The sequence below is a fragment of the Streptomonospora alba genome, assembly GCF_000826685.1.
Taxonomy (GTDB): Bacteria; Actinomycetota; Actinomycetes; order Streptosporangiales; family Streptosporangiaceae; genus Streptomonospora; species Streptomonospora alba.
On the sequence record NZ_JROO01000044.1, the window covers coordinates 89725 to 110398 of the forward strand.

A 20674-nucleotide genomic window follows, 5' to 3' on the forward strand; every position below is an offset into this window, starting at 1 on the left:
CCGCAGACCGCCGCACGACGCCACCGCCGGGGCAGTCGCTGCGCACCCGCGCCGCCCGCCGCTCAGACCAGCAGCAGCACAACGATCAGCAGGAACACCGGGGCGCCGAGCGCCGCCAGAGCGTCCGGCGCCCACACCGTGGCCGGCTCGCTCGGCCCCGGCGCCGCCGCGGGCTCCTCCTCGCCGGCCCTCTCGGCCGCCGCCCGGACCCCCGGTTCGGCCTTGCGGCGCTCGGCCTCCGCGCGCAGGTGCCGGGCGGCCAGATCGGTCGGGCGCATCGAGGCCGGGTCGGCGTCCTCGTCCAGGGCGTAGGCGGGACCGTCGCCGGCCCGGCGCAGGTTCTCGCGGACCCGCGCGCGCTTGGTCTCGCGCAGCGGCCAGGAGCGGAACACCTGCTCGCCGGCGTGGATCCGCAGCACGTCGGTGACGTCGGCCCAGGTGAACACCGACCACGGGACGAAGGTGTCGCGCAGCGGATTGACCAGGCGCACCCCCTCGGCGGTGGGCACCACGCGCGGGCGCAGCCACAGCACATAAGCCACGCCCACGGTGATCATCAGCACCGAACCGGCGATGAGGCTGGAGGCGCCGCTGCCGCGCAGGGCCAGATCCGCGATCAGCACGACGACGATCACCACCCAGGCCCATCCCGCAAGGCGGGAGGCCGGCGCGGTCAGCGGCTTCATTGCGTCGCCCACTTCAGCTGCGCGAACCCCGGCTTGATGCGCCCGTTGATCAAGGACAGCCGCTCGTCGAAGGGCAGGAACGCCGACTTCATCGCGTTGACCGTGAACCACTCCAGGTCGTCCCAGCCGTAGCCGAAGGCCGTGGAGAGCTTGAAGAACTCCTCGGAGAGGCTCGTGCCGCTCTGCAACCGGTTGTCGGTGTTGACGGTGACGCGGAAGCGCAGCTCGCGCAGCATGCCGATGGGGTGCTCGGCGATCGAGGGCGCCGCTCCCGTCTGCACGTTGGAGCTGGGGCACATCTCCAGCGGAACGCGCTGGTCGCGCACGTAGTTGGCCAGGCGCCCCATCCGGACCTCGCTACCGCCGCCCTCGGCGCGCAGGTGCTCGATGTCGTCGACGATCCGCACCCCGTGGCCCAGCCGGTCGGCGCCGCACCACTGCAGGGCCTCCCAGATCGACGGCAGCCCGAACGCCTCGCCGGCGTGGATGGTGAAGTGGGCGTTCTCCCGGCTCATGTACTCGAAGGCGTCCAGGTGGCGGGTGGGCGGGTAGCCGGCTTCGGCTCCGGCGATGTCGAATCCCACCACACCCACGTCGCGGTAGCGCACCGCCAGCTCGGCGATCTCCAGCGAGCGGGCGGCGTGGCGCATCGCCGTGAGCAGGGTTCCGACGATGATCGGCCGGCCCTGCGCGGCGGCGCGCTCCTGGCCGATACGGAATCCCTCCAGCACCGCCTCGACGACCTCGTCCAGCGACAGGCCCTGCTCCAGGTGCAGTTCGGGTGCGTAACGGACCTCGGCGTAGACGACACCGTCGGCTGCCAGGTCCTCGGCGCACTCGGCCGCGACCCGCTCCAGGGCTTCGCGGGTCTGCATGACGGCCACGGTGTGGGAGAAGGTCTCCAGATAGCGCTCCAGCGCTCCGGAGTCCGCGGCGTCGCGGAACCACGTCCCCAACTCGGCGGGGTGGCGTGCGGGCAGTCCGGTGTAGCCGACGGCCTCGGCCAGCTCTACGACGGTCTCCGGGCGCAGCCCGCCGTCGAGGTGGTCGTGCAGCAGCACCTTGGGCGCGCGGCGGATGTCGTCCAGGGTCAACGGGTGGCTCATACAGTTCAGGATGCCACCCGGCAGAACCCGCCGGCGCGCACCTCAGGCCAGCGCCGCGTCCTGCACGGTGTCGCTGCCCGCCGAGCGGGCGCACTCCCACAGCGCGGTCAGCGCGGTGGCCGACATCAGCTGCACGCCCACGCCGATGGCGCTCTCGTCGACGTCGAAGTCGCCGCGGTGCAGGTCCAGCATCGGCGAAGCCGAGCGCGGGGCGTGGGTGCCCAAGCGGGCCAGTGCGCCCGGCACGTGCTCCAGGTACCAGGCGAAGTCCTCGCCCCCCAGGCTCTGGGGAGTGTCGGTCACGGACTCGGGGCCCAGCGCCTGGTTGCAGGCGTCCTGCAGCATCTTCACGCTGGAGGATTCGTTGACCGTGGGCGGCACGCCGCGGCGGTAGTCGACCTCGGCGCGGGCTCCGTATCCGGCGACGACCGAGTCGACGAGCTCGCGGATGAGGTCGGGGGCCGCGTGCCAGGCGTCGTCGTCCAGGCAGCGGACGGTCCCCTCGGCCACGCCGTCGTCGGGGATGGCGTTGGGGGCCGATCCGGCGCTGACGCGGCCCCAGACCAGGCTGAACCCCGCGCGGGGGTCCACCCGCCGCGACAGCGCGGCGGGCAGCTCGGTGACGACCTTGCCCAGGGCGTAGACGAGGTCGGAGGTCAGGTGCGGGCGAGCGGTGTGGCCGCCGGCACCCGACAGCCGCACCATCACCTGGTCGCAGGCGGCGGTGATGGGACCGGTGCGCAAACCCACCTGGCCGGTGAGCAGGCGCGGGTCGCAGTGCAGCGCGAAGACGCGGTCCACGCCGTCGATACCGCCGGCCTCGACCACCTCGCGCGCCCCGCCGGGCAGCTCCTCGGCGGGCTGGAACAGCAGCCGCACCCGGCCCGGCAGCGCGCCGGCGCGGGCCTGCTGGGCCAGGAACAGCCCCGTCGCCAGCAGCACGGTGGTGTGCACGTCGTGTCCGCAGGCGTGGGCGGCACCGGGCACGGTGGAGCGGTAGGGCACGTCCTTCTCGTCGGTGAGGGGGAGCGCGTCGATGTCGGCGCGCAGGGCGACCGTGGGGCCCTCGCCCGTGCCGATGTCGCAGACGAGGCCGGTCGTGTGCGGCAGGGGCTCGGGCACGAGTCCGATGCCGCGCAGCCGTTCGGAGATCCGCTGTGTGGTGCGGTGCTCGGCGAAGGCGAGTTCGGGGTGCATGTGCAGATCGCGCCGGAACTCGATGAACTCGCGCTTGTGGCGAGCCAGGAATGCGTTCAATTGCTCCCGCAGGTCACGCCCCTGCATGGGATGGCCCCCTGTTCTTCGTCGCATAGTCGGTGCCGGTGCCGCCGCCCGCCGCCCGATTCGGGGTGAGGGGCGCCGCCGGGAAGACGTCGGCGCGGAAGTCCGCCACCAGTGAGTCCACGACGTCGTTGAGGGTGCCGCCGCCGTCGATGACGGCGCGCTGACGCTCGTAGGAAGCGCCCGTGTCGAGGACCTCGGAGACCACGCCCAGGTCCTCGGCGCAGCCCAGCCGTGCCGCGACGGGTTCGAGCTCGCGGAGCAGCTCGTGCAGGTCGTCGCGCAGCGGCATGGTGTGCCCCCGCTCGTCGGTGATGATCCGGGCGTCCAAGCCGTAGCGGGTCGCCCGCCATTTGTTGTCGTTGACCACCCATGAGGGCGGATTGGGAAGCCCGTAGCCGCGGTCGAGCTGCTGATCGAACAGCCGGACCAGGCTCTGGGACAACGCGGCGGCCATGCCGACCTCGCGCAGTGTGGGGATGCCGTCGAACATCCGGATCTCGATCGTGCCGAAATCGGGATGCGGACGGACGTCCCACCAGACTTCCTTGATACTCGATATGGTCCCCGCTCGGAGCAGGGTTTCCATATATTCCTCGAACGCGTCCCAGTGCTGCAGGCGCGGCGGCGGTCCCGCGGTGGGCAGCGCGCCGAAGATGATCGACCGGCTGGAGGCCAGTCCGGTGTCGTGACCGCTCCAGAACGGGCTGGAGGCGGTCAGGGCGAGGAAGTGCGGCAGGTAGTTGGACAGCGCGTTCACGATCGGGATGGCCTTCTCGCGCGAACGCACCCCCACATGGACGTGCACGCCGAAGGTGAGGATGCGCCGCGCCAGCCACTGCATCTCGTCGATGAGCTCGCCGTAGCGCTGGACCGGCGAGAGGGTCTGATCGCGCCAGTCGTCCAGCGGATGCGTGCCGGCGCAGATGAGGGCGGCGTCGCGGCCGTCCAGCACGGAGCCGAGCCGCTCGATGCTGCCCGCCAGGTCGAACCGGGCCTCCTCGACCGTCTCGCAGATGCCGGTGACCACCTCGACCGTGCACTGCATCAGTTCGTGGCGCAGCGGCGGGTTCTCCGGGGTCTCACTCAGATCGGGGAGTTCGGCCAGGACCTGCTGGGCCTCCTGGCGAAGGTGGCGGGTGTGCGCGTCGACGAGCTGGAGTTCCCACTCCACGCCGAGGGTGGCGCGCTGGGAATCGTTGAATTCGATGGCCACGGTCAACCTCCGCACTGTCGTCCGGCCGGGTCGGGCACCGACGCTGACCGCACACTAGGCGAGGCGCCGCCCGCGTGGTGGGTACGCGTCATGAGGTTTCCGTTCCTGGGGGATCGGGCGACGTGGGACGGGTCGAGCTGCGCGGACGCCGATGAGGGTCGGCGCTGCACCGGGGCCGCAGCCGGCCCCGGTCCGAGGGGTGCTCCCGGCGCGCGAACCCGGTCGGGTGCGATCGGGACGCCGCCGGCGTTCGCGGTACGCCGGTGGCGGCGGACCCGCGCGCGACCGCGCGCGTGGAGGCCGCGTCCGAGCACGGAACACGCGGTTTCGCAGGCGGCGCCGTGCGGGCTGCCGTCCGCGCGTTCGAAGATCACGCTACACAACAACAGGGGAGACTACCCCGAAGTAACCGATACGTGACCTCGGTGGTCGATGCGGTCTACGGACTGCCGACCAGGGCTGCCGACATTAGTGCAGAATGTCGCGATCGCCCCGTCAGTGCCGTTCATTCGTCGGGATGCTCGCCGCGGCCCCGGCCGCCGCGGCGGCGCAGCCACACCAGCGCACCCGCAGCCGCCCCGGCCAGCGCCGCCGGCGGCCCGAACCGGCGCAGCGCGCTCCGGGCGCGCCGCAGCCGCCCCAGCCTGAGGGAACGGCGCTCCTGCTCGGCGGTGGGACGCGCCGGCAGACTGGCCACGGAGGTACCCAGGTTCTCGCGCACGGTTGCGCGCGGGGGCTCCTCGTCGCTCAGGCCGATCGGCAGCCCGGACGGCACCGCGCCTTGGTAGGGCGGCGGCACCGGCAGCCAGGTCGCGGTCCAGGCGGCGCACAGCAGCAGCATCCGCATGACCAGGTTGATCCACACCAGCAGTCCCACGACCACCGCGAAGGAGGCGTAGACGGGGTTGCTCAGCGTGCCGCTGATCAGCAGGGCAGCGGCGGACTTGAGGACCTCGAAGCCGATGGCGGCCATCAGCGCCCCCTGCCACAGAAGGCGCAGCGGGCGGCGGGTTCCCGACAAGCGGGAGAAGGCCACAAGGAAGATGACCGTGTCCACGGCCACGGCGACCACCAGTCCCAGGGTGCGGGTCGTCGCCACCGCGACGAGGGACTCCTCCAGGTCCAGGAACCCCAGCACCACGCTCGTGGCCGCCTGGACGACACTGGTCAACGCGACCGACCCGAGCAGGCACAGGCCCAGCACCGCCATCACCGCGATGTCGAGCAGCTTCGCCACGGCGAAGTTGGGGCCGTCGGAGACGTCGTTCAGCCAGATCCGGTGCAGCGCCTCGCGCACGGCCCCCACCGCCCCGACGCCCGCGTACAGCAGGCCCAGCAGGCCCACGACTCCGGCGCCGGTACGCGCATCGGCGATCTCGCCGATCGGCAGGCCCGCGGCCACTCCCGGCAGAGCCTCCCGGATGGCCTGGTCGAGGTAGTCGCGGGCATCCGGTTCGACGGCGGCGGCGTAGCCGACCGCCGCGAAGGCCAGCGCCAGCAGGGGGAAGAAGGAGAGGAACGCGTAATAGGTGACCGAGGCGGCCAGCCGGTTCCCCTGGGTTCCGGTGTAGCGCTCGAAGGCGCGGACGGCGTGGTCGGCGACCGGGCGGCGCCGGCGCACCGACCAGTAGGCCTCCATGGCCGAGTAGCGAGCGCGCCGCACCCGGTCCTTCACCGCCGTCGTCACCGACATCGGCGCCGCCCCCTCCCCGGCTCTTCCCTCGTCCGGCGTATCGGTGCGCCGCCCGGCCCGCAGGGACAGGGCCTCCGGCGGCGCGTCCGGACGACCCTAGCCAACGCGGCATCGGCGGCCGAAGAGCCGCACCCGCGCGCCCCGCGGTCGGCCGAGGCGCCGAGACCGCGAGACGTTGACCGCATTCCAGGCAGAACGAAACGATAGCGATCAAAAACCGTCATAATCGGTCGCGTGAGGTCGCAAAGGGCATGCATTAGACTGATCTTGTGCGAACTCGACAGGTTTTTCGATCGACTGGCCGGCTCGCCGACGGGCGCGAGATCATCTACTTCGACGAGACGCCCGACACCGGTCGGGCCGAGGTCGACGACCGCAGGCCGCTTCCGCCGTTCTCCACCGGATCCCAGCTGCGCTACGACCCCCTCCTGGACGAGTGGGTCGCACTGGCCGCTCACCGGCAGAACCGCACCTACCTGCCGCCGCCCGACGAGTGCCCCCTCGACCCCTCCCGGGGCGAGCGCCTGAGCGAGATCCCGGCCGGCGACTACGACGTCGTCGTCTTCGAGAACCGCTTCCCTTCGCTGGCCCCGGCACCCGAGACGGCCGCCGGCGAGGGCGACCCCGCCCTCGCCGCCCGCCCCAGCGCCGGCCGCTGCGAGGTCGTGTGCTTCACCTCCGACCACTCGGCCTCCTTCTCCGACCTCACCCCCCAACGGGCACGCACCGTCGTCGACGCCTGGGCCGACCGCACCGCGGAGCTGGGCGCACGCCCCGACGTCGCCCACGTCTACCCGTTCGAGAACCGCGGCATCGAGATCGGGGTGACCCTTCAGCACCCCCACGGCCAGATCTACGCTTACCCGTTCGTGCCGCCGCGCATCGCGGCCATGCGCGAGGCCGCCCGCAAGCACCGCGCCACCACCGGCGACAACCTCTTCGACACCGTGGTGGCCGACGAGCGCCGCGCCGGCAGGCGCGTGGTGGCCCAAGGCGAGCACTGGACCGCCTTCGTGCCCGCCGCCGCCCGCTGGCCCTACGAGGTCCGCCTCTTCCCGCTGCGGCGCGTGCCCACCCTGGCCCACCTCGACGAAGACCAGCGCGACGAGCTCGCCGGCATCTACCTCGACCTGCTGAGCGCCTTCGACGGCCTGTTCCCCCAGCCAGCACAGGGCACCGACCCGCCCACGCCCTACATCTCCGCCTGGCACCAGGCCCCCGTCGACGCCGACGGCGCCCCCGACACCGAGTTCGCGCTGCACCTGCAGTTGTTCACGCTGCGCCGCGCCCCTGGAAAACTGAAGTACCTCGCGGGGTCCGAATCGGGCATGGCGGCGTGGATCAACGACGTCGCCCCCGAGGACGCCGCCGACCGCATCCGTGCCGCGCTGCCCGCCTCGGCGGCAGCGCGTCCCACCGAGAACAAGGAGCAGCGTTGAGAGTCCTGGTCACGGGAGGCGCCGGTTACATCGGCAGTGTCGTCGCCGCCCAACTGCTGGAATCCGGCCATGAGGTGTCCGTGCTCGACGACCTGGCCACCGGCTACCGCGAGGCCGTGCCCGAGGGCTGCCGCTTCGTCGAGGGCGGCATCCGGGAACGCGCCGCCGAGGTGCTGGCCGACCACGGCATCGAGGCCGTCCTGCACTTCGCCGCACGCTCGGTGGTGCCCGAGTCGATGGCCCACCCCGAGCGCTACTGGGACGGCAACGTCGGCTGCACGCTCGCGCTGCTGGACGCCATGCGCGCCAACGGCGTCGGACGCATCGTCTTCTCCTCCACAGCCGCCGTCTACGGCGAACCCGAGTCCTCCGAGATCCCCGAGGACGCCCCGGTGCGCCCGGGCAACCCCTACGGCGCCACCAAGGCCGCCATCGACACCGCCCTGACCGAGTTCGCGCGCCTGCACGGCATCGGCGCGGTCAGCCTGCGCTACTTCAACGTGGCCGGCGCCTACGCGGGCCTGGGCGAACGGCACGACCCCGAGACCCACCTGATCCCGATCGTGCTGCAGGTCGCGCTCGGGCTGCGCGAGTCCGTGGCCGTCTACGGCGAGGACTACCCCACTGCCGACGGCACCTGCGTGCGCGACTACATCCACGTCGCCGACCTCGCCGAAGCCCACCTGCTCGCCCTCGACGGCTGCCGCCCCGGCGAGCACCGGGTGTACAACCTCGGCAACGGGACCGGGTTCAGCGTGCGGCAGGTCATCGACGTCTGCCGCGAGGTCACCGGCCATCCCGTCCCCGCGGTCTCCGCTGAGCGGCGCCCGGGCGACCCCGCCGTCCTGGTCGCCTCCAGCGAGCGCGCCCGCCGCGAGCTGGGGTGGACGCCGCGCCGCCCCGAACTGCGCCGGATCGTCGCCGACGCCTGGGACTTCCACACCAGCGGCAGCGAGGCCGCCGGCCACCCGGCCGGCTGAGCGCCCGCCACGGCGCCCCCGGGCGCCGATCCGCCGATTCAACGCAGCGGACGCGGCAGTGTGCGGCGCCCGCGCAGCCAGCGAGGAGAGATCAAGCGTGTTGGACCGCCTTCTCGCGCCGTTCCGGCGCGCAGCGGAGCCGCAGGCGAGCACCGGCCCCGCCGCCGCGGCCGAGGACACCGCACAGCGGCAGGCCCCCTCCGGCGGCCGAGCCGATCCCCAGAGTCCGCAGCAGGCGCCGCAGGAGAGTGAACGCCTCGTCGACCCCGGCGAGGTCGCCGCCGCATTCGCCGACGCCTTCGGCCGCGACCCGCTGGGCGTCTGGCACGCCCCCGGCCGCGTCAACCTGATGGGCGAGCACACCGACTACAACGACGGCCTGGTGCTGCCCATCGCCCTGCCGTGGGGCGTCACAGCGGCACTGCTGCCTACCGGAGACGGCACCGCCGAAGTCCGCAGCGCCCAGCGCCCCGGTGAGCGGGTCCGCTTCACCACCGCCGACCTCGATCCCCAGGACCCGGTCGAGGGCTGGGCCGGCTATGTGGCCGGCGTGTTCTGGGCGGCACGCGAGGCGGGCCACCTGCCCGCCGACGCCGGCGCCCGCATCCTGCTCGACTCCGACCTGCCCATCGGCGCCGCGCTGTCCTCCTCGGCGGCCCTGGAGTGCGCGGTGCTGCTCGCCCTGGCCGAGGCGCACGGACTCGACCACCTGGCCGCCGACCGCCCCGCGATGGCCACCGTCGCCCGCCGCGCCGAGAACGCCTACGTCGGCGCCCCCACGGGCATCCTCGACCAGAGCGCCTCGCTGCGCTGCACCGAGAACCACGCCCTCTACCTGGACTGCCGCAGCGGCGCGGGCAGCGACGTCACCTTCGACCTGGACACGGCCGGACTGCGGCTGCTCATCATCGACACCCGGGTCGAGCACACGCTCAGCGACACCACCGGCGGCTACGCCGCCCGCCACGAGGAGTGCACCCGCGCGGCCCGCGAACTCGGCGTGGAGGCGCTGCGCGACGTCGAGGACCTGGAGGCGGCCCTGACCCGGCTGGAGGACCCCGTCCTGATCAAGCGGGTGCGCCACGTCGTCACCGAGATCCACCGGGTGAACGCGGCGATGGGCCTGATGCGCGCCGGCGCCCTGGGCGATCTCGGCGCGGTGTTCACCGCATCCCATCTGTCGATGCGCGACCAGTTCGAGATCTCCACCCCCGAACTCGACCTGGCTGTGGAGACCGCCGTGGCCGCCGGCGCCCGCGGCGCCCGCATGACCGGCGGCGGCTTCGGCGGCAGCGCCATCGCCCTGGTCCCCGAGTCTCGCCTGGACGCGGTCAGCAAGGCCGTCACCGACGCCTTCGCCGGGAAGGACTTCACCGCCCCGTCCCTGCGAGCCGCCCTGCCCTCGCAGGGAGCCCGCCGCCTGCGCTGAGGGCACGGCGGCACCGCCGCGCACCGAGGCCCCCTCGCCCCGCGAGGGGGCCTCGGTGCGCGGACGCCTCGCGAGCCGTTCGGACGGGAATCCGGTGGCGCGTGCGCGCTGGAGGCGGCTTTAGGTCGGTCGTAGCCGGAACCTGACTAGGCTGTGGCGAGTCCCAACGCATGAAGGGGGCGTAGGTGGACCGCACAGTGGTGTACGCACAGATGGGCGACCAGAGGCATGGTTGACGGGTCAGACCGGCGAAGAGGCGCGGCGGGTCGCGGAGACGCCGACCGGACCGGGGTGTTTCGCCGCACCCGCAACGGCGGCGCCGACGAGTTCGAGAAGCTCTACCGCCCGCGCCGTTCCGAGCAGGGCTCGGGAGCGGGGCGTGCAGGATCCACTCGGCGGATGCCACCGGTCGACGAGCCGCCCCGGCGGCGGCCCTCCTCCGGCGGGGGCGGCCGCGGACGGACCTACGACGGCTCCGGGAGCGCCCGGCGCAGGCGCGAGGAGCGCCGCAAGCGCCGCCGCACCGTCCTGGTCGTGCTGCTGGCCGTGCTGATCCTGCTGCCGACCGCGTTCTACCTCTGGGCCGACTCCCGGCTGCAGCGCGTGGAGGCGCTGGGCTTCGAGGGGCAACTGGAGGACCAGCCCGGCGACACCTACATGATCGTGGGCTCCGACAGCCGCGACGGCCTCAGCGAGGAGGAGCGCCGGCAGCTGGGAACGGGAAGCGCGGCCGGCAAGCGCACCGACACGATCATGGTCCTCTACGTCCCCGAGACGGGAAAGCCCACCATCGTCAGCGTCCCGCGTGACTCCTACGTGGACATCCCCGGGATCGGCCAGCAGAAGATCAACGCCGCCTTCGCCGAGAACCTGGGGGGCGGGCCGACCAAGCTCGTGCACACCTTCGAGCAGTCCAGCGGGGTGCGCATCGACCATTACGTCGAGATCGGGTTCTCCGGGTTCGTGGGCATCGTCGACGCCGTGGGCGGCGTGGAGATGTGCCCCGACCAGGCGATCCAGGACCCCAAGGCCGACCTCGACATCGAGGCCGGCTGCCAGGAGATGGACGGCGAGACCGCGCTGGGCTACGTGCGCACACGCGCGACGCCGCGCGCCGACCTGGACCGCATCCAGCGCCAGCGGGAGTTCTTCAGCTCGCTGGTGTCCGAGGCCACCTCGCCGGCCACGCTGCTCAACCCCTTCCAGTCGATCCCGCTGGTCACCGAGGGCACCGACACCTTCGTCGTGGACGAGGACGACCACCTGATCGACCTCGCGAGCATGGCGCTGGCCATGCGCGACAACCCCTCGACCACATCGGTACCGGTCGGCTCGACGCCTACCGTGGCGGGTGCCGGCTCGGTGGTGCTGTGGGACGAGGCGCTCTCGGCCGAGATGTTCGAAGCCATGCAGGCGGGTCAGCCCATCCCCGAGAGCGCGATGCAGGACTAGATCCGTCCGCCGGGACGACGCCCCGGGGCGTCGAGGGCGGCTCCAGAGCCGCTCTCGGCGACGAGAGGGGCGGTGGGCGCGCCCCCGCCGCGCACAGCCGTGGAGAACAGAGAAAAGGGCCCGTCGCGTGGCGACGGGCCCTTTCCCTGACGTTCCGCACCGCGCGCGCCTACCCCCCAGCGGGCGCACGGCCGGCACGTCGGCCGGAATGATTTCGGGGACCGCGTCCGCCGGGCTCACCCGGCGGGCGGATACCTCCAAGATAGGGCAATGTTCGCGAAACACGCGAATCGCAACAGAGTGGCATTCGCCGCACTACCGGTCAGGACTACGCTGCGTGTCCGAAGGGTCCGGCACGGCCATCCTGTCATCCGCGGACCGTCCCGAAGACGGGACCGGCCGAATCGGAGGCCCGCATATGCGAAGGCCGTCCCGCTCACCGCGCGGTGAGCGGGACGGCCCGCGAACACGGCGATGCGTGGTGTGCGGCCTCAGGCCAGGCGCTTCTGCAGGTTCTCGTCGAGCGCGGCGAGGAACTCCTCGGTGGTGAGGAAGCCCTGGTCGCCGCCGACCAGCAGAGCGAGGTCCTTGGTCATCTGCCCGCCCTCGACGGTGGAGACGACGACCTTCTCCAGGGTGTTGGCGAACTCCACGACGGCCGGGGTGTTGTCCAGCTTGCCGCGGTGCTCCAGGCCCCGGGTCCAGGCGAAGATCGAGGCGATGGGGTTGGTGGAGGTGGGCTTGCCCTGCTGGTGCTGGCGGTAGTGCCGCGTGACGGTGCCGTGGGCGGCCTCGGCCTCCACGGTCTTGCCGTCGGCGGTGCGCAGCACCGAGGTCATCAGGCCCAGCGAGCCGAAGCCCTGGGCGACCGTGTCGGACTGCACGTCGCCGTCGTAGTTCTTGCAGGCCCAGACGTAGCCGCCCTCCCACTTCAGGGCGGCGGCGACCATGTCGTCGATCAGGCGGTGCTCGTAGGTGAGGCCCGCCGCCTCGAAGCGGTCCTTGAACTCGTTCTCGAAGATCTCCTCGAACACGTCCTTGAACATGCCGTCGTAGGCCTTGAGGATCGTGTTCTTGGTGGACATGTAGACCGGGTAGCCGCGGTCCAGCCCGTAGTTGAAGCTGGCGCGCGCGAAGTCCTCGATGGAGCTGCGGTAGTTGTACATGCCCATGGCCACGCCGCCGCCCTCGGGGAAGTTCGCGACCTCCATCTCGATGGGCTCGGCGCCGTCCTCGGGCGCGTAGGTGATGGTGACCGTACCGGGGCCGGGCACCTTGAAGTCGCTGGCCTTGTACTGGTCGGCGTGAGCGTGGCGCCCGATGATGATGGGCTGGGTCCAGCCGGGCACCAGCCGGGGCACGTTCTCGCAGATGATGGGCTCGCGGAAGACGACGCCGCCGAGGATGTTGCGGATCGTCCCGTTGGGCGAACGCCACATCTTCTTCAGGCCGAACTCCTCGACCCGGGCCTCGTCGGGGGTGATGGTGGCGCACTTGACGCCGACCCCGTACTCCTTGATCGCGTTCGCCGCGTCGACGGTGACCTGGTCGTCGGTGCGGTCGCGCTCCTCCATGCCCAGGTCGTAGTACTTCAGGTCGATGTCCAGGTACGGCAGGATCAGCCGGTCCTTGATGAAGGACCAGATGATGCGCGTCATCTCGTCGCCGTCGAGCTCTACTACGGGGTTGGCAACCTTGATCTTGGCCATGGCTGGTGGCTGTCCCTTCGTTTCGGCTAGCCGTCATGTGGCTGGAGGCCGCACCGGGACAACCGGACGCGCGCCGCGGCGGGCGCGTGGCGCGAGGCCGCGCTCAGCCGCGGAGAGGCCGGTGTGTCCACGACACGCCTCATGAGCTCGCCGCAAAGCCGTCGGCCGCCCGAGGCCGCTCCGGTGGGAGATCGCCTCCACCGGGTGGCCGGCGGGCGGCGGGCGGCGGCTAAGTCGATCGAACGTCTACGGTATCTCGATATCAAGCTTATTAGACGTCGACTAGGACAGCTGCGGCGCTACCCACGCGAGCGCGATGAGCAGAATCGCGAGGCCGGTCAGAGTGACGACGTCGACCCACCGGCTGCGCACCGCGAGCATCCCGGTCTTGTGCGGAGGAAGCAGGGCACGGAACACCGCGGCCAGCATCAGCGCTCCGGCGATCAGTGCCGGCCCGCGCTTGAAGTGGGCGGCCGCGACGATCACGATCCCCGCGGACATGGTGGACAGCACCAGGAAGTAGGGCACCTGCGAGAGCCAGCCGGGGGCTTCGTCGCCGACCCCGGTCTCCTGCTCCCCGGGAGCCGGATCGGGTTCCTCATCGGGCTGGCGGGACTTGGCTGCTACCGCTTCCTCCACCGTGTTCTGGCTCACCGTCAACCCCACGCTAGCGCACGCTTCCGGCCGGACGGCCCGGCACCGGGATGCGTCCCCGGCGAACCGGCCGCGGGCCCGCCGGCGAGGCGCCGGCGTCCCCGGCGCACTGGCGCGCCGATCGGCCGGGCGCCTTGACGCGCCGCCGGCCGAGGACGCACACAGTTTAGTGACGTCGGCCGCCACCGCACGCACCGCAGCACGGAATCGGCCCTATCCGGTTCCGAATTGATTCAGGCCCGGAATCCGGGAAACGCCGTAAACGTCCCGGGATGGCTGTCTAACTCCTGAGTAAGAGCGTAGAACCAACACCGCCCGGGTAACCAGTGAGAAGATGAGTGCCACGGCGAGCGAGGACCACCCCCTGATGAACCCCACTCAGCCAGCGACCACCAGCCAACACAGCCAACCTGCGAGGCACCCGTCCCCGCATTGCCGTGCACTCCCTCATCGGCCGCGCCCCACACTGGGAGGAAAAACCGTGGACGGGCCCTATATGCGGGTCGAGGAGAGCGGGGACGTACAGCCGTTGAATTCCGAGGTCACCACAGTCGGACGCGGAGAAGGGGCCGATATTCGCCTCAGCGACGCGAGCGTGTCACTACTCCACGCCGAGCTGGTGCGCCGCGGCCCCTACGTCTACGTCGTCGACCTCGGCCTCTCCCGCAACGGAACCAGGGTCAACGGCCGCCCGATAGCGCGCAGGGTCCTCGACGAGGGCGACGTCGTCAGTTTCGGCAGTGCGCGGTGCAAAATCGGCGGTCTGCCCAGGGAGGAACTCAACCCCGATGTCGAGGTGCGGCGGGGAACCGCACCCGAACTCACTCGGAGGGAGCTCGACGTCCTCACGTCGCTCTGCCGCCCCGCTCTCTCCGACGAAGCTTTCGTCTCCCCTGCGACCGCCCGCGAGATCGCCGAGGACTTGGTCGTGACGGAAGCCGCTGTCAAACAGCACCTCCTCCGCCTGTACCAGAAATTCCGGGTCCCCGAGGGGGCCAACCGCCGTACCCGCCTGGCCAACGAGGTCGTCGCACTCGGGCTGGTCCGCCCGATGCCCGCCCTCGACCGCGAACGCAAGGCCAGCTGACAGCGAGGGGCCGGCCGAGCCGCAGCGGCGGCTCACGATCCGTCCGGCCCCTCGGGCGGACCCGTACCGGCCCCGGCGACCGGAAGCCCCTCCCGCGCCGGGGCCGGTGCACCCGCCGCCGCACCGCCTGCCGCCGCGGCGGCCGCACCTCCTCAGCCGACCAGGCGCTCCGCGGCCTCGACCACGTTGACCAGCAGCATCGCACGGGTCATGGGCCCCACGCCGCCCGGATTGGGCGACACGTACCCGGCCACCTCGCGCACGTCCTCGGCCACGTCGCCGCGCAGGCCCTCGTCCGTGCGCGTGACGCCCACGTCCAGCACCGCCGCTCCCGGCTTGACCATCTCCTTGGTGATCAGCCCGGGCACCCCGGCCCCGGCCACGACGATGTCGGCCCGCCGGGTGTGCTCGGCCACGTCGCGCGTGCCGGTGTGGCACAGGGTCACCGTGGCGTTCTCGCTGCGCCGGGTCAGCAGCAGCCCCAGAGGGCGGCCCACCGTCACCCCCCGGCCGATCACCACGACCTCGGCTCCCTTGAGCGGCACGTCATAGCGCGTCAGCAGCTCCACGATCCCGCGCGGCGTGCACGGCAGCGGCGCCTGCTCCATCAGCACCAGCTTGCCCAGGTTCACCGGCTGAAGGCCGTCGGCGTCCTTGTCCGGGTCGATCATCCCCAGCACCCGGTTCTCGTCCAGCCCGCGCGGCAGCGGCAGCTGCACGATGTAGCCGGTGCAGGACGGATCGGCGTTGAGGTCGGCCACCACGCCCTCGATCTGCTCCTGAGTGGCGGTGTCGGGCAGGTCGCGGCGAATGCTCTCGATCCCGACCTCGGCGCAGTCGCGGTGCTTGCCCGCGACATAGGAGCGGCTGCCCGGGTCGTCACCGACCAGGACCGTGCCCAGCCCCGGCGCCGCCCCCTTGGCCCGGAGTGCCGCCACCCGGTCCACCAGCTCGGCGCGGATCGCCGCGGCCGTGGCCTTCCCGTCGAGAATCTGTGCGCTCATCTGCGTTCCGTTCCTTCCCTGGGCTTGCCCGGGCTCGTCGACTCGTGGCGGTCGTGCTGGTCAGTGGTAGAAGTGCCGGGTTCCCGTGGCGTACATCGTGACTCCCGCCGCTTCGGCCGCCGCCACGACCTCCTCGTCGCGCACCGATCCGCCCGGCTGGACGACCGCCCGCACGCCGGCCCGGGTCAGCACCTCCAGCCCGTCGGGGAAGGGGAAGAACGCGTCGCTGGCCGCGACCGAACCGCTCACCCTCTCGCCCGCCCGCGTCACCGCGAGCTCGGCGGCGTCGACGCGGTTCACCTGGCCCATGCCCACACCGACCGTCGCGCGGTCGGCGGCCAGCAGGATCGCGTTGGACTTGACCGCGCGCGCCGCCCGCCAGGCGAAGGCCAGGTCGCCCAGCACCGCGTCGTCGGCCGCCTCGCCCGCCATCAGCCGCCAGGACCCGGGATCGTCGCCGGGCGCGTCGACCAGGTCGGCCGCCTGCAGCAGGGCGCCGCCGCTGATCTGGTGCTCCTCGGCGCGGGAGGCCCGGTCCGGCGGGGTGACCGCCAGCAGCCGGATGTTCTTCTTGCGGGTGAGGATCTCCACGGCGCCGGGCTCGTACTCCGGTGCCACCAGCACCTCGGTGAAGATCTCGGCCACCTGCTCTGCCAGCGCGACGCTCACCGGCCGGTTGGTGGCGATGACCCCGCCGAAGGCCGAGGTCGGGTCGCACGCGTGGGCCTTGCGGTGTGCCTCGGCGATGTCGGCGCCCACCGCGATCCCGCACGGGTTGGCGTGCTTGATGACCGCCGCGCACGGTTCGGTGAAGTCATAGGCGGCGCGCAGCGCGGCGTCGGCGTCCACGTAGTTGTTGTAGGACATCTCCTTGCCGTGCAGCTGTTCGGCGGCGGCCAGCCCGGGCCCGCTCGTGCCGTCGCCGCGGTACAGCGCCGCCCGCTGGTGGGGGTTCTCGCCGTAGCGCAGGGTGGCGGCACGGTGTCCCACCGAGGCGTAGAAGTCCGGCCAGCCGGTCTCGGCCGCGACCTCGTCGGGGGCGTAGGTGCCCGCGAACCAGCTCGCCACGGCGGCGTCATAGGCCGCGGTGTGGGCGAACGCCTGCGCGGCCAGCCGCTTGCGCTGCTCCAGGCCGTAGCCGCCGACCTGCACCGCCTCGATGACCTCGTCGTAGCGGGACGGGTCGACCACCACCGCCACCGAGCTGTGGTTCTTGGCGGCGGCCCGGATCATCGCGGGACCGCCGATGTCGATCTTCTCGATGCACTCGCCCATCGAGGCACCGGCCGACACCGTCTCCTGGAACGGGTAGAGGTTGGCCACCAGCAGGTCGAACGCGCCGATGCCCAGTTCTTCGAGCGTGCCGCGGTGGGAGGCGTCGGCCCGGTCGGCCAGCAGCCCGGCGTGCACCCGCGGGTGCAGGGTCTTGACCCTGCCGCCGAGGATCTCGGGGAACCCGGTGACCTCCTCGACCGGGGTCACCGGGACGTCGACCTCCGCCAGTCGCGCGGCCGTGGAGCCCGTCGAGACGATCTCCACCCCGGCTTCGGCGAGCCCGTAGGCCAGCTCCTCCAGTCCGGTCTTGTCGTAGACGCTGATCAACGCGCGCCGAATGGCCTGCTGGCTCACCGGTTCTCCTCTGCGACGTATTCGGTTGACGGGGACTGTCGAGGCCCGCCCAGGCGGACCTGCCGGCCCTGGACGCTCCAGCCCTCGCGTGCCAGGCGGCCCACCACCTCGACGAGCATCCGCCGCTCCACGGACTTGATGCGCTCGTGCAGCGAGGCGGTGTCGTCGTCGGGCTCGACCCGCACGGCGGCCTGGTCGATCACCGGTCCGGTGTCGACGCCGGAGTCGACGAGGTGCACGGTGGCTCCGGTGATCCTGACTCCGTAGGCCAGAGCGTCGCGCACCGCGTGCGCACCGGGGAAGGCCGGCAGCAGGGCCGGATGGATGTTGATCACCGTGTGGCGCTCCAGCACCTCGGCACCGAGGATGCGCATGAAGCCCGCGGAGACGACCAGGTCGGGCCGGTAGGCGTCGAGCCGCTCACTGAGCGCGGCGTTCCAGTCGCCGCGGTCGTCGTAGTCGGCGAAGGGCACGGTGAACGTCTCGACCCCGGCGTGCCGGGCCAGGGCCAGCCCGTCCGCGCTGTGGCGGTCGGCGCCCACCGCCACCACCGAGGCGCCGAATCCGGGCTCGGCCGCGGCGTCCAGCAGGGCGGCCGCGTTGCTCCCGGCTCCTGAGATGAGAACGACGACTCGCGACGACAGAGTGCTTCCTCCTCATGGGAAAAACGGTGCGGGAGCGCACGCCGTCCGGTACCGCCGCGTACGCCGGAGCCCTGCCCGGCCTGCGGGTATGCAAGCGCACGCGGGCGGGCACGCGACCGAGGGCCGCCCGGTAGGCGGGCGCACGGGCTCCCCCACCCGCGCTGTAAGCCTATCTCGGCAGGTAGCGTCTACTCCACGGGACCCCGACGGGGCACGCGCGCGCCGGGCACGCGATTCCGCGCCGCCCGAAGCCCCGCTCCCGGTGTCGACCGACCGCCGCCAGGCGCCGTCTGCGAGGAGCCCTTGTGACCGACCAGCAGCCCCAGCCGCCCTCTGACGGGCAGCAGCGCACCGTCGAACGAGGCGGGCTGTGGGGACTCTTCCTCTCCGCGGCCGGGCTGGTGCTGCCGCCCTACGGCATCCTGCTCTCGGCGCTGGGCATCTTCCAGGGCCGCCGCGCACGCCGCTCCGCCCGGGAGAAGAACGCCGTGGCACCCGGCGCCATGACGAGCATGGTGCTGGGCTGGGTCGGCGTCGCCCTCTCCGGCCTGATGATCGCGGGATACGCGGTGTTCTGGGACCAGTACCAGGAGTACTCGGCGTGCACGGCACGAGCGCTCACCCACAGCTCCCAGGAGCAGTGCGACGAGCGTTTCCGCGAGTCGATCTCCGAGCGCGTCGGCGTCCCGGTCGAGAGCCTGCCGCCCATGGGCCGCGTGATCTGAACCCCTCCGAGCGTCCCGGGCGCCCGCACGCTGCGGGCCTCACCGCTACCGCAGCGGCGGCTCTTCCGTGCCTCCGTCACCGTCGGGGGCGGCGTCTGCGGGCTGTTCCGCGGCGGCCTCCGCGCCGCCCGCCTCGTAGGTGATGCCGAAGAAGTCCTCGTCCTCGTCGGAGGTGCGGCGGCGAGGCAGGCGGGGCCGGGGCACGCGCGCCAGGGACGCGCGCACGCGGCGGCGCGGTGATCCCGGCTCGTCGCCGCCCCGGCGCGGGGCAGCGGCACCGGAGGCGCCCGCCGCGCGTTCCCGCCGCGGAGCCTTGCCGAGGGGCGCACGGTCCGCGGCACCGTCGGCCGTCTCGGCGGGGGCGCCCGCCTCGGGGGCCGAGCGCCGGTAATAGCGCCAGTTGGCCACCCACGCGGTGATGGCGGCCGCCAGTCCGACCTCCAGCGCGGTGATCAGCCCGACCTGCCAGGGCGAGGGCCCCACGACGGCAAGCCGCTCGGCGCCCATCGATCCTCCCGCCGACGCCGACAGTGCCGCGCACGCCAGTCCCGTGGTCACGCCGCAGACGAATCCCCACAGCGGAGCCGCCTCGCTGACCACGGCAGGGGCGCTGCGCTGGGTCAGGGCGCCGCCCAGGCCGCCGGCCAGGAACGGCACGCCCAGAGCCGCCAGCGACAGAACCGGTGCCGGACCGTTGTCGGGCAGCGCCGCCAGCATGGGGAAGGCGGGCACAGCGCCCACCGACACACCCGTCGGGGCCACGATCGTGCCCGCACCCACCGAGAACCCGGGTCCCACCGCGTAGGCCAGGCCGAACACCACGGCGTTGGGCACGTACAGCAGTTGGATGAGCAGCAGCAGCGCGCCGCCGACCAGGCCGGGCCCCAGATCGCGCGTGGTCGCCACGGCCTCGCCCAGGTCGGCCGTGAGCGCGACGAGGAACAGCAGAGCGCCGGTGGCCAGCAGCGTCCCGGTGGAGGTGAGCGTGCCCACCAGCAGCGAGCGCGGGCGGTCGGGCATCAGGTCCAGTAGCCGCCGCTTGGCGATGTCCTTGTCCCGCAGCATCTGCATCAAGGCGCCCGCGCCGCCTGCTCCGAAGGCCAGGCAGAACCCGGCGATGAGCGCCTGCAGCATGCTGGGGCGCACCGCCTCGGTCTGGCCGATCAGCGCCAGCGTCCCGGCGATGGCCGCGTACGGCCCCGCGATGGCCAGCGCGGCACGGAACACGTGGCGCAGCCGCGGCAGGTCGCAGGTGCGCGCCAGCCGCCGACCCGCCCGGTACAGCAGGAGGCCCGGCAGCACGATCAGGCCCAGCGGCAGCATGGCCACGTCGCCGCCGGGGATGCCGAACCCGACGAGGTGGCCGACCAGCCAGGCCTGCACGGCGGTACGCAGCACCTCGCCGATGTCCTCGCCGAAGGCGCCGTGCGGTGCCGCCACCCAGCCGGCGACGGTCAGGGTCATCAGCACGGCGATCCCGAGCCCGGCCGAGGAGGCCGCCGCCAGCCCGCCGGCGGTGTACAGCGGGCGCAGTTCGTCTCCGGAGAGGGAGTCACCGCGCCGCGGGCCTCCGGGACCGCGGCCTCCGCCGGCTCCGCCGCCCGTGCCGGAGGACCTGCGGCGGGGGCGGTCGCCGCCGCTGTTGCGGGAAGGACGTGCGGGCGCGCTCACCCGTCCCATGCTGCCAGCCGCGGACCCGTCCACGCCCCTCCACACCGGGCGTGTCGCCCAGCGGCACACCCGCCGCGTGTGCTATCGGGCCGCGGCAGACGAAGACGGGCCGGCCCCGCCACCCGGGTGCTGTGGCGGGGCCGGCCCGTCCGTTGCGGCGTGCTGCGTGGCGCCGCCGCGTCCGCTGCTGTGCGACCGGAGTCTTAGAACAGCTCGCGGGCCAGGCGCGCGGTTGCGCTGGGCGTCTTGCCGACCTTGACGCCGGCGGC

Annotated in this window: 17 protein-coding genes; 6 read left to right on the forward strand and 11 right to left on the reverse strand. The window is 72.6% G+C overall.

The genetic code is table 11. From position 1 onward, the window contains the following. Positions 1 to 62: 62 nt before the first annotated feature. The 5 genes from LP52_RS21650 to LP52_RS21670 form a co-directional block, all read right to left on the reverse strand. The gene (locus LP52_RS21650; protein WP_193790026.1) at positions 63 to 686 is read right to left on the reverse strand and encodes a PH domain-containing protein; all 624 of its coding nucleotides are present in this window, start codon (positions 684 to 686) and stop codon (positions 63 to 65) included. Then, positions 683 to 1792 (reverse strand): adenosine deaminase, encoded by a 1110-nt coding sequence (locus LP52_RS21655; protein WP_040276195.1) that lies wholly within the window; start codon positions 1790 to 1792, stop codon positions 683 to 685. Before LP52_RS21655 ends, LP52_RS21650 begins: the two co-directional genes overlap by 4 nt. A gap of 42 nt (positions 1793 to 1834) precedes the next feature. Further along, entirely contained in the window at positions 1835 to 3076 is a 1242-nt protein-coding gene (locus tag LP52_RS21660) for a M20 family metallopeptidase (protein ID WP_040276196.1), read from the reverse strand. Continuing rightward, entirely contained in the window at positions 3063 to 4289 is a 1227-nt protein-coding gene (locus LP52_RS21665) for a glutamate--cysteine ligase (protein WP_040276197.1), read from the reverse strand. The genes LP52_RS21660 and LP52_RS21665 overlap by 14 nt, the downstream gene beginning before the upstream one ends. 505 nt (positions 4290 to 4794) lie before the next feature. Further along, positions 4795 to 5982: a YihY/virulence factor BrkB family protein gene (locus LP52_RS21670; protein ID WP_052810119.1), complete on the reverse strand. Its 1188-nt coding sequence runs from the start codon at positions 5980 to 5982 to the stop codon at positions 4795 to 4797. Between the two features lie 269 nt (positions 5983 to 6251). On the opposite strand from LP52_RS21670, the gene galT reads away from it, so the two are divergent. From galT to LP52_RS21690, 4 genes are all read left to right on the forward strand, one after another. Beyond that, positions 6252 to 7421: a galactose-1-phosphate uridylyltransferase gene (gene galT / locus LP52_RS21675; protein WP_040276198.1), complete on the forward strand. Its 1170-nt coding sequence runs from the start codon at positions 6252 to 6254 to the stop codon at positions 7419 to 7421. Next, on the forward strand, positions 7418 to 8401 hold the full coding sequence (galE, locus tag LP52_RS21680; protein ID WP_040276199.1) for a UDP-glucose 4-epimerase GalE: 984 nt from the start codon (positions 7418 to 7420) through the stop codon (positions 8399 to 8401). Before galT ends, galE begins: the two co-directional genes overlap by 4 nt. A gap of 97 nt (positions 8402 to 8498) precedes the next feature. Next, positions 8499 to 9830 (forward strand): galactokinase, encoded by a 1332-nt coding sequence (gene galK, locus LP52_RS21685; protein WP_238581040.1) that lies wholly within the window; start codon positions 8499 to 8501, stop codon positions 9828 to 9830. A gap of 228 nt (positions 9831 to 10058) precedes the next feature. Then, a complete protein-coding gene (locus LP52_RS21690) occupies positions 10059 to 11282 on the forward strand; it encodes an LCP family protein (protein WP_052810120.1) in 1224 nt (407 codons plus the stop codon). A 491-nt stretch (positions 11283 to 11773) separates the two neighbouring features. Here LP52_RS21690 and LP52_RS21695 read toward each other — a convergent pair whose 3' ends face one another. Next, positions 11774 to 12991, reverse strand: coding sequence for an NADP-dependent isocitrate dehydrogenase (locus LP52_RS21695; protein WP_040276201.1), 1218 nt, complete (start codon positions 12989 to 12991; stop codon positions 11774 to 11776). 282 nt (positions 12992 to 13273) lie between these two features. Next, entirely contained in the window at positions 13274 to 13645 is a 372-nt protein-coding gene (locus LP52_RS21700; RefSeq protein ID WP_040276202.1) for a DUF3017 domain-containing protein, read from the reverse strand. A 481-nt stretch (positions 13646 to 14126) separates the two neighbouring features. Between LP52_RS21700 and LP52_RS21705 the strand changes: the two genes are divergently transcribed. Continuing rightward, a complete protein-coding gene (locus LP52_RS21705; protein WP_040276203.1) occupies positions 14127 to 14732 on the forward strand; it encodes an FHA domain-containing protein in 606 nt (201 codons plus the stop codon). 152 nt (positions 14733 to 14884) lie between these two features. Here the strand turns inward: LP52_RS21705 and LP52_RS21710 are convergent, their stop codons facing one another. Genes LP52_RS21710 through purN form a run of 3 tightly spaced genes read right to left on the reverse strand, consistent with a single transcriptional unit; the run spans position 14885 to position 18009 of the window. After that, positions 14885 to 15736 (reverse strand): bifunctional methylenetetrahydrofolate dehydrogenase/methenyltetrahydrofolate cyclohydrolase, encoded by an 852-nt coding sequence (locus LP52_RS21710; RefSeq protein WP_040276204.1) that lies wholly within the window; start codon positions 15734 to 15736, stop codon positions 14885 to 14887. Between the two features lie 60 nt (positions 15737 to 15796). Continuing rightward, on the reverse strand, positions 15797 to 17365 hold the full coding sequence (gene purH / locus LP52_RS21715) for a bifunctional phosphoribosylaminoimidazolecarboxamide formyltransferase/IMP cyclohydrolase (protein ID WP_040276205.1): 1569 nt from the start codon (positions 17363 to 17365) through the stop codon (positions 15797 to 15799). Further along, positions 17362 to 18009, reverse strand: coding sequence for a phosphoribosylglycinamide formyltransferase (gene purN / locus LP52_RS21720; protein WP_052810121.1), 648 nt, complete (start codon positions 18007 to 18009; stop codon positions 17362 to 17364). The genes purH and purN overlap by 4 nt, the downstream gene beginning before the upstream one ends. Before the next feature lie 305 nt (positions 18010 to 18314). Here purN and LP52_RS21725 point away from each other — a divergent pair, with 305 nt between their 5' ends. Next, on the forward strand, positions 18315 to 18734 hold the full coding sequence (locus LP52_RS21725; RefSeq protein WP_040276207.1) for a DUF4190 domain-containing protein: 420 nt from the start codon (positions 18315 to 18317) through the stop codon (positions 18732 to 18734). Positions 18735 to 18779: 45 nt separating this feature from the next. Here LP52_RS21725 and LP52_RS21730 read toward each other — a convergent pair whose 3' ends face one another. Next, entirely contained in the window at positions 18780 to 20267 is a 1488-nt protein-coding gene (locus LP52_RS21730; protein WP_449336610.1) for a cell division protein PerM, read from the reverse strand. Positions 20268 to 20674: the final 407 nt, after the last annotated feature.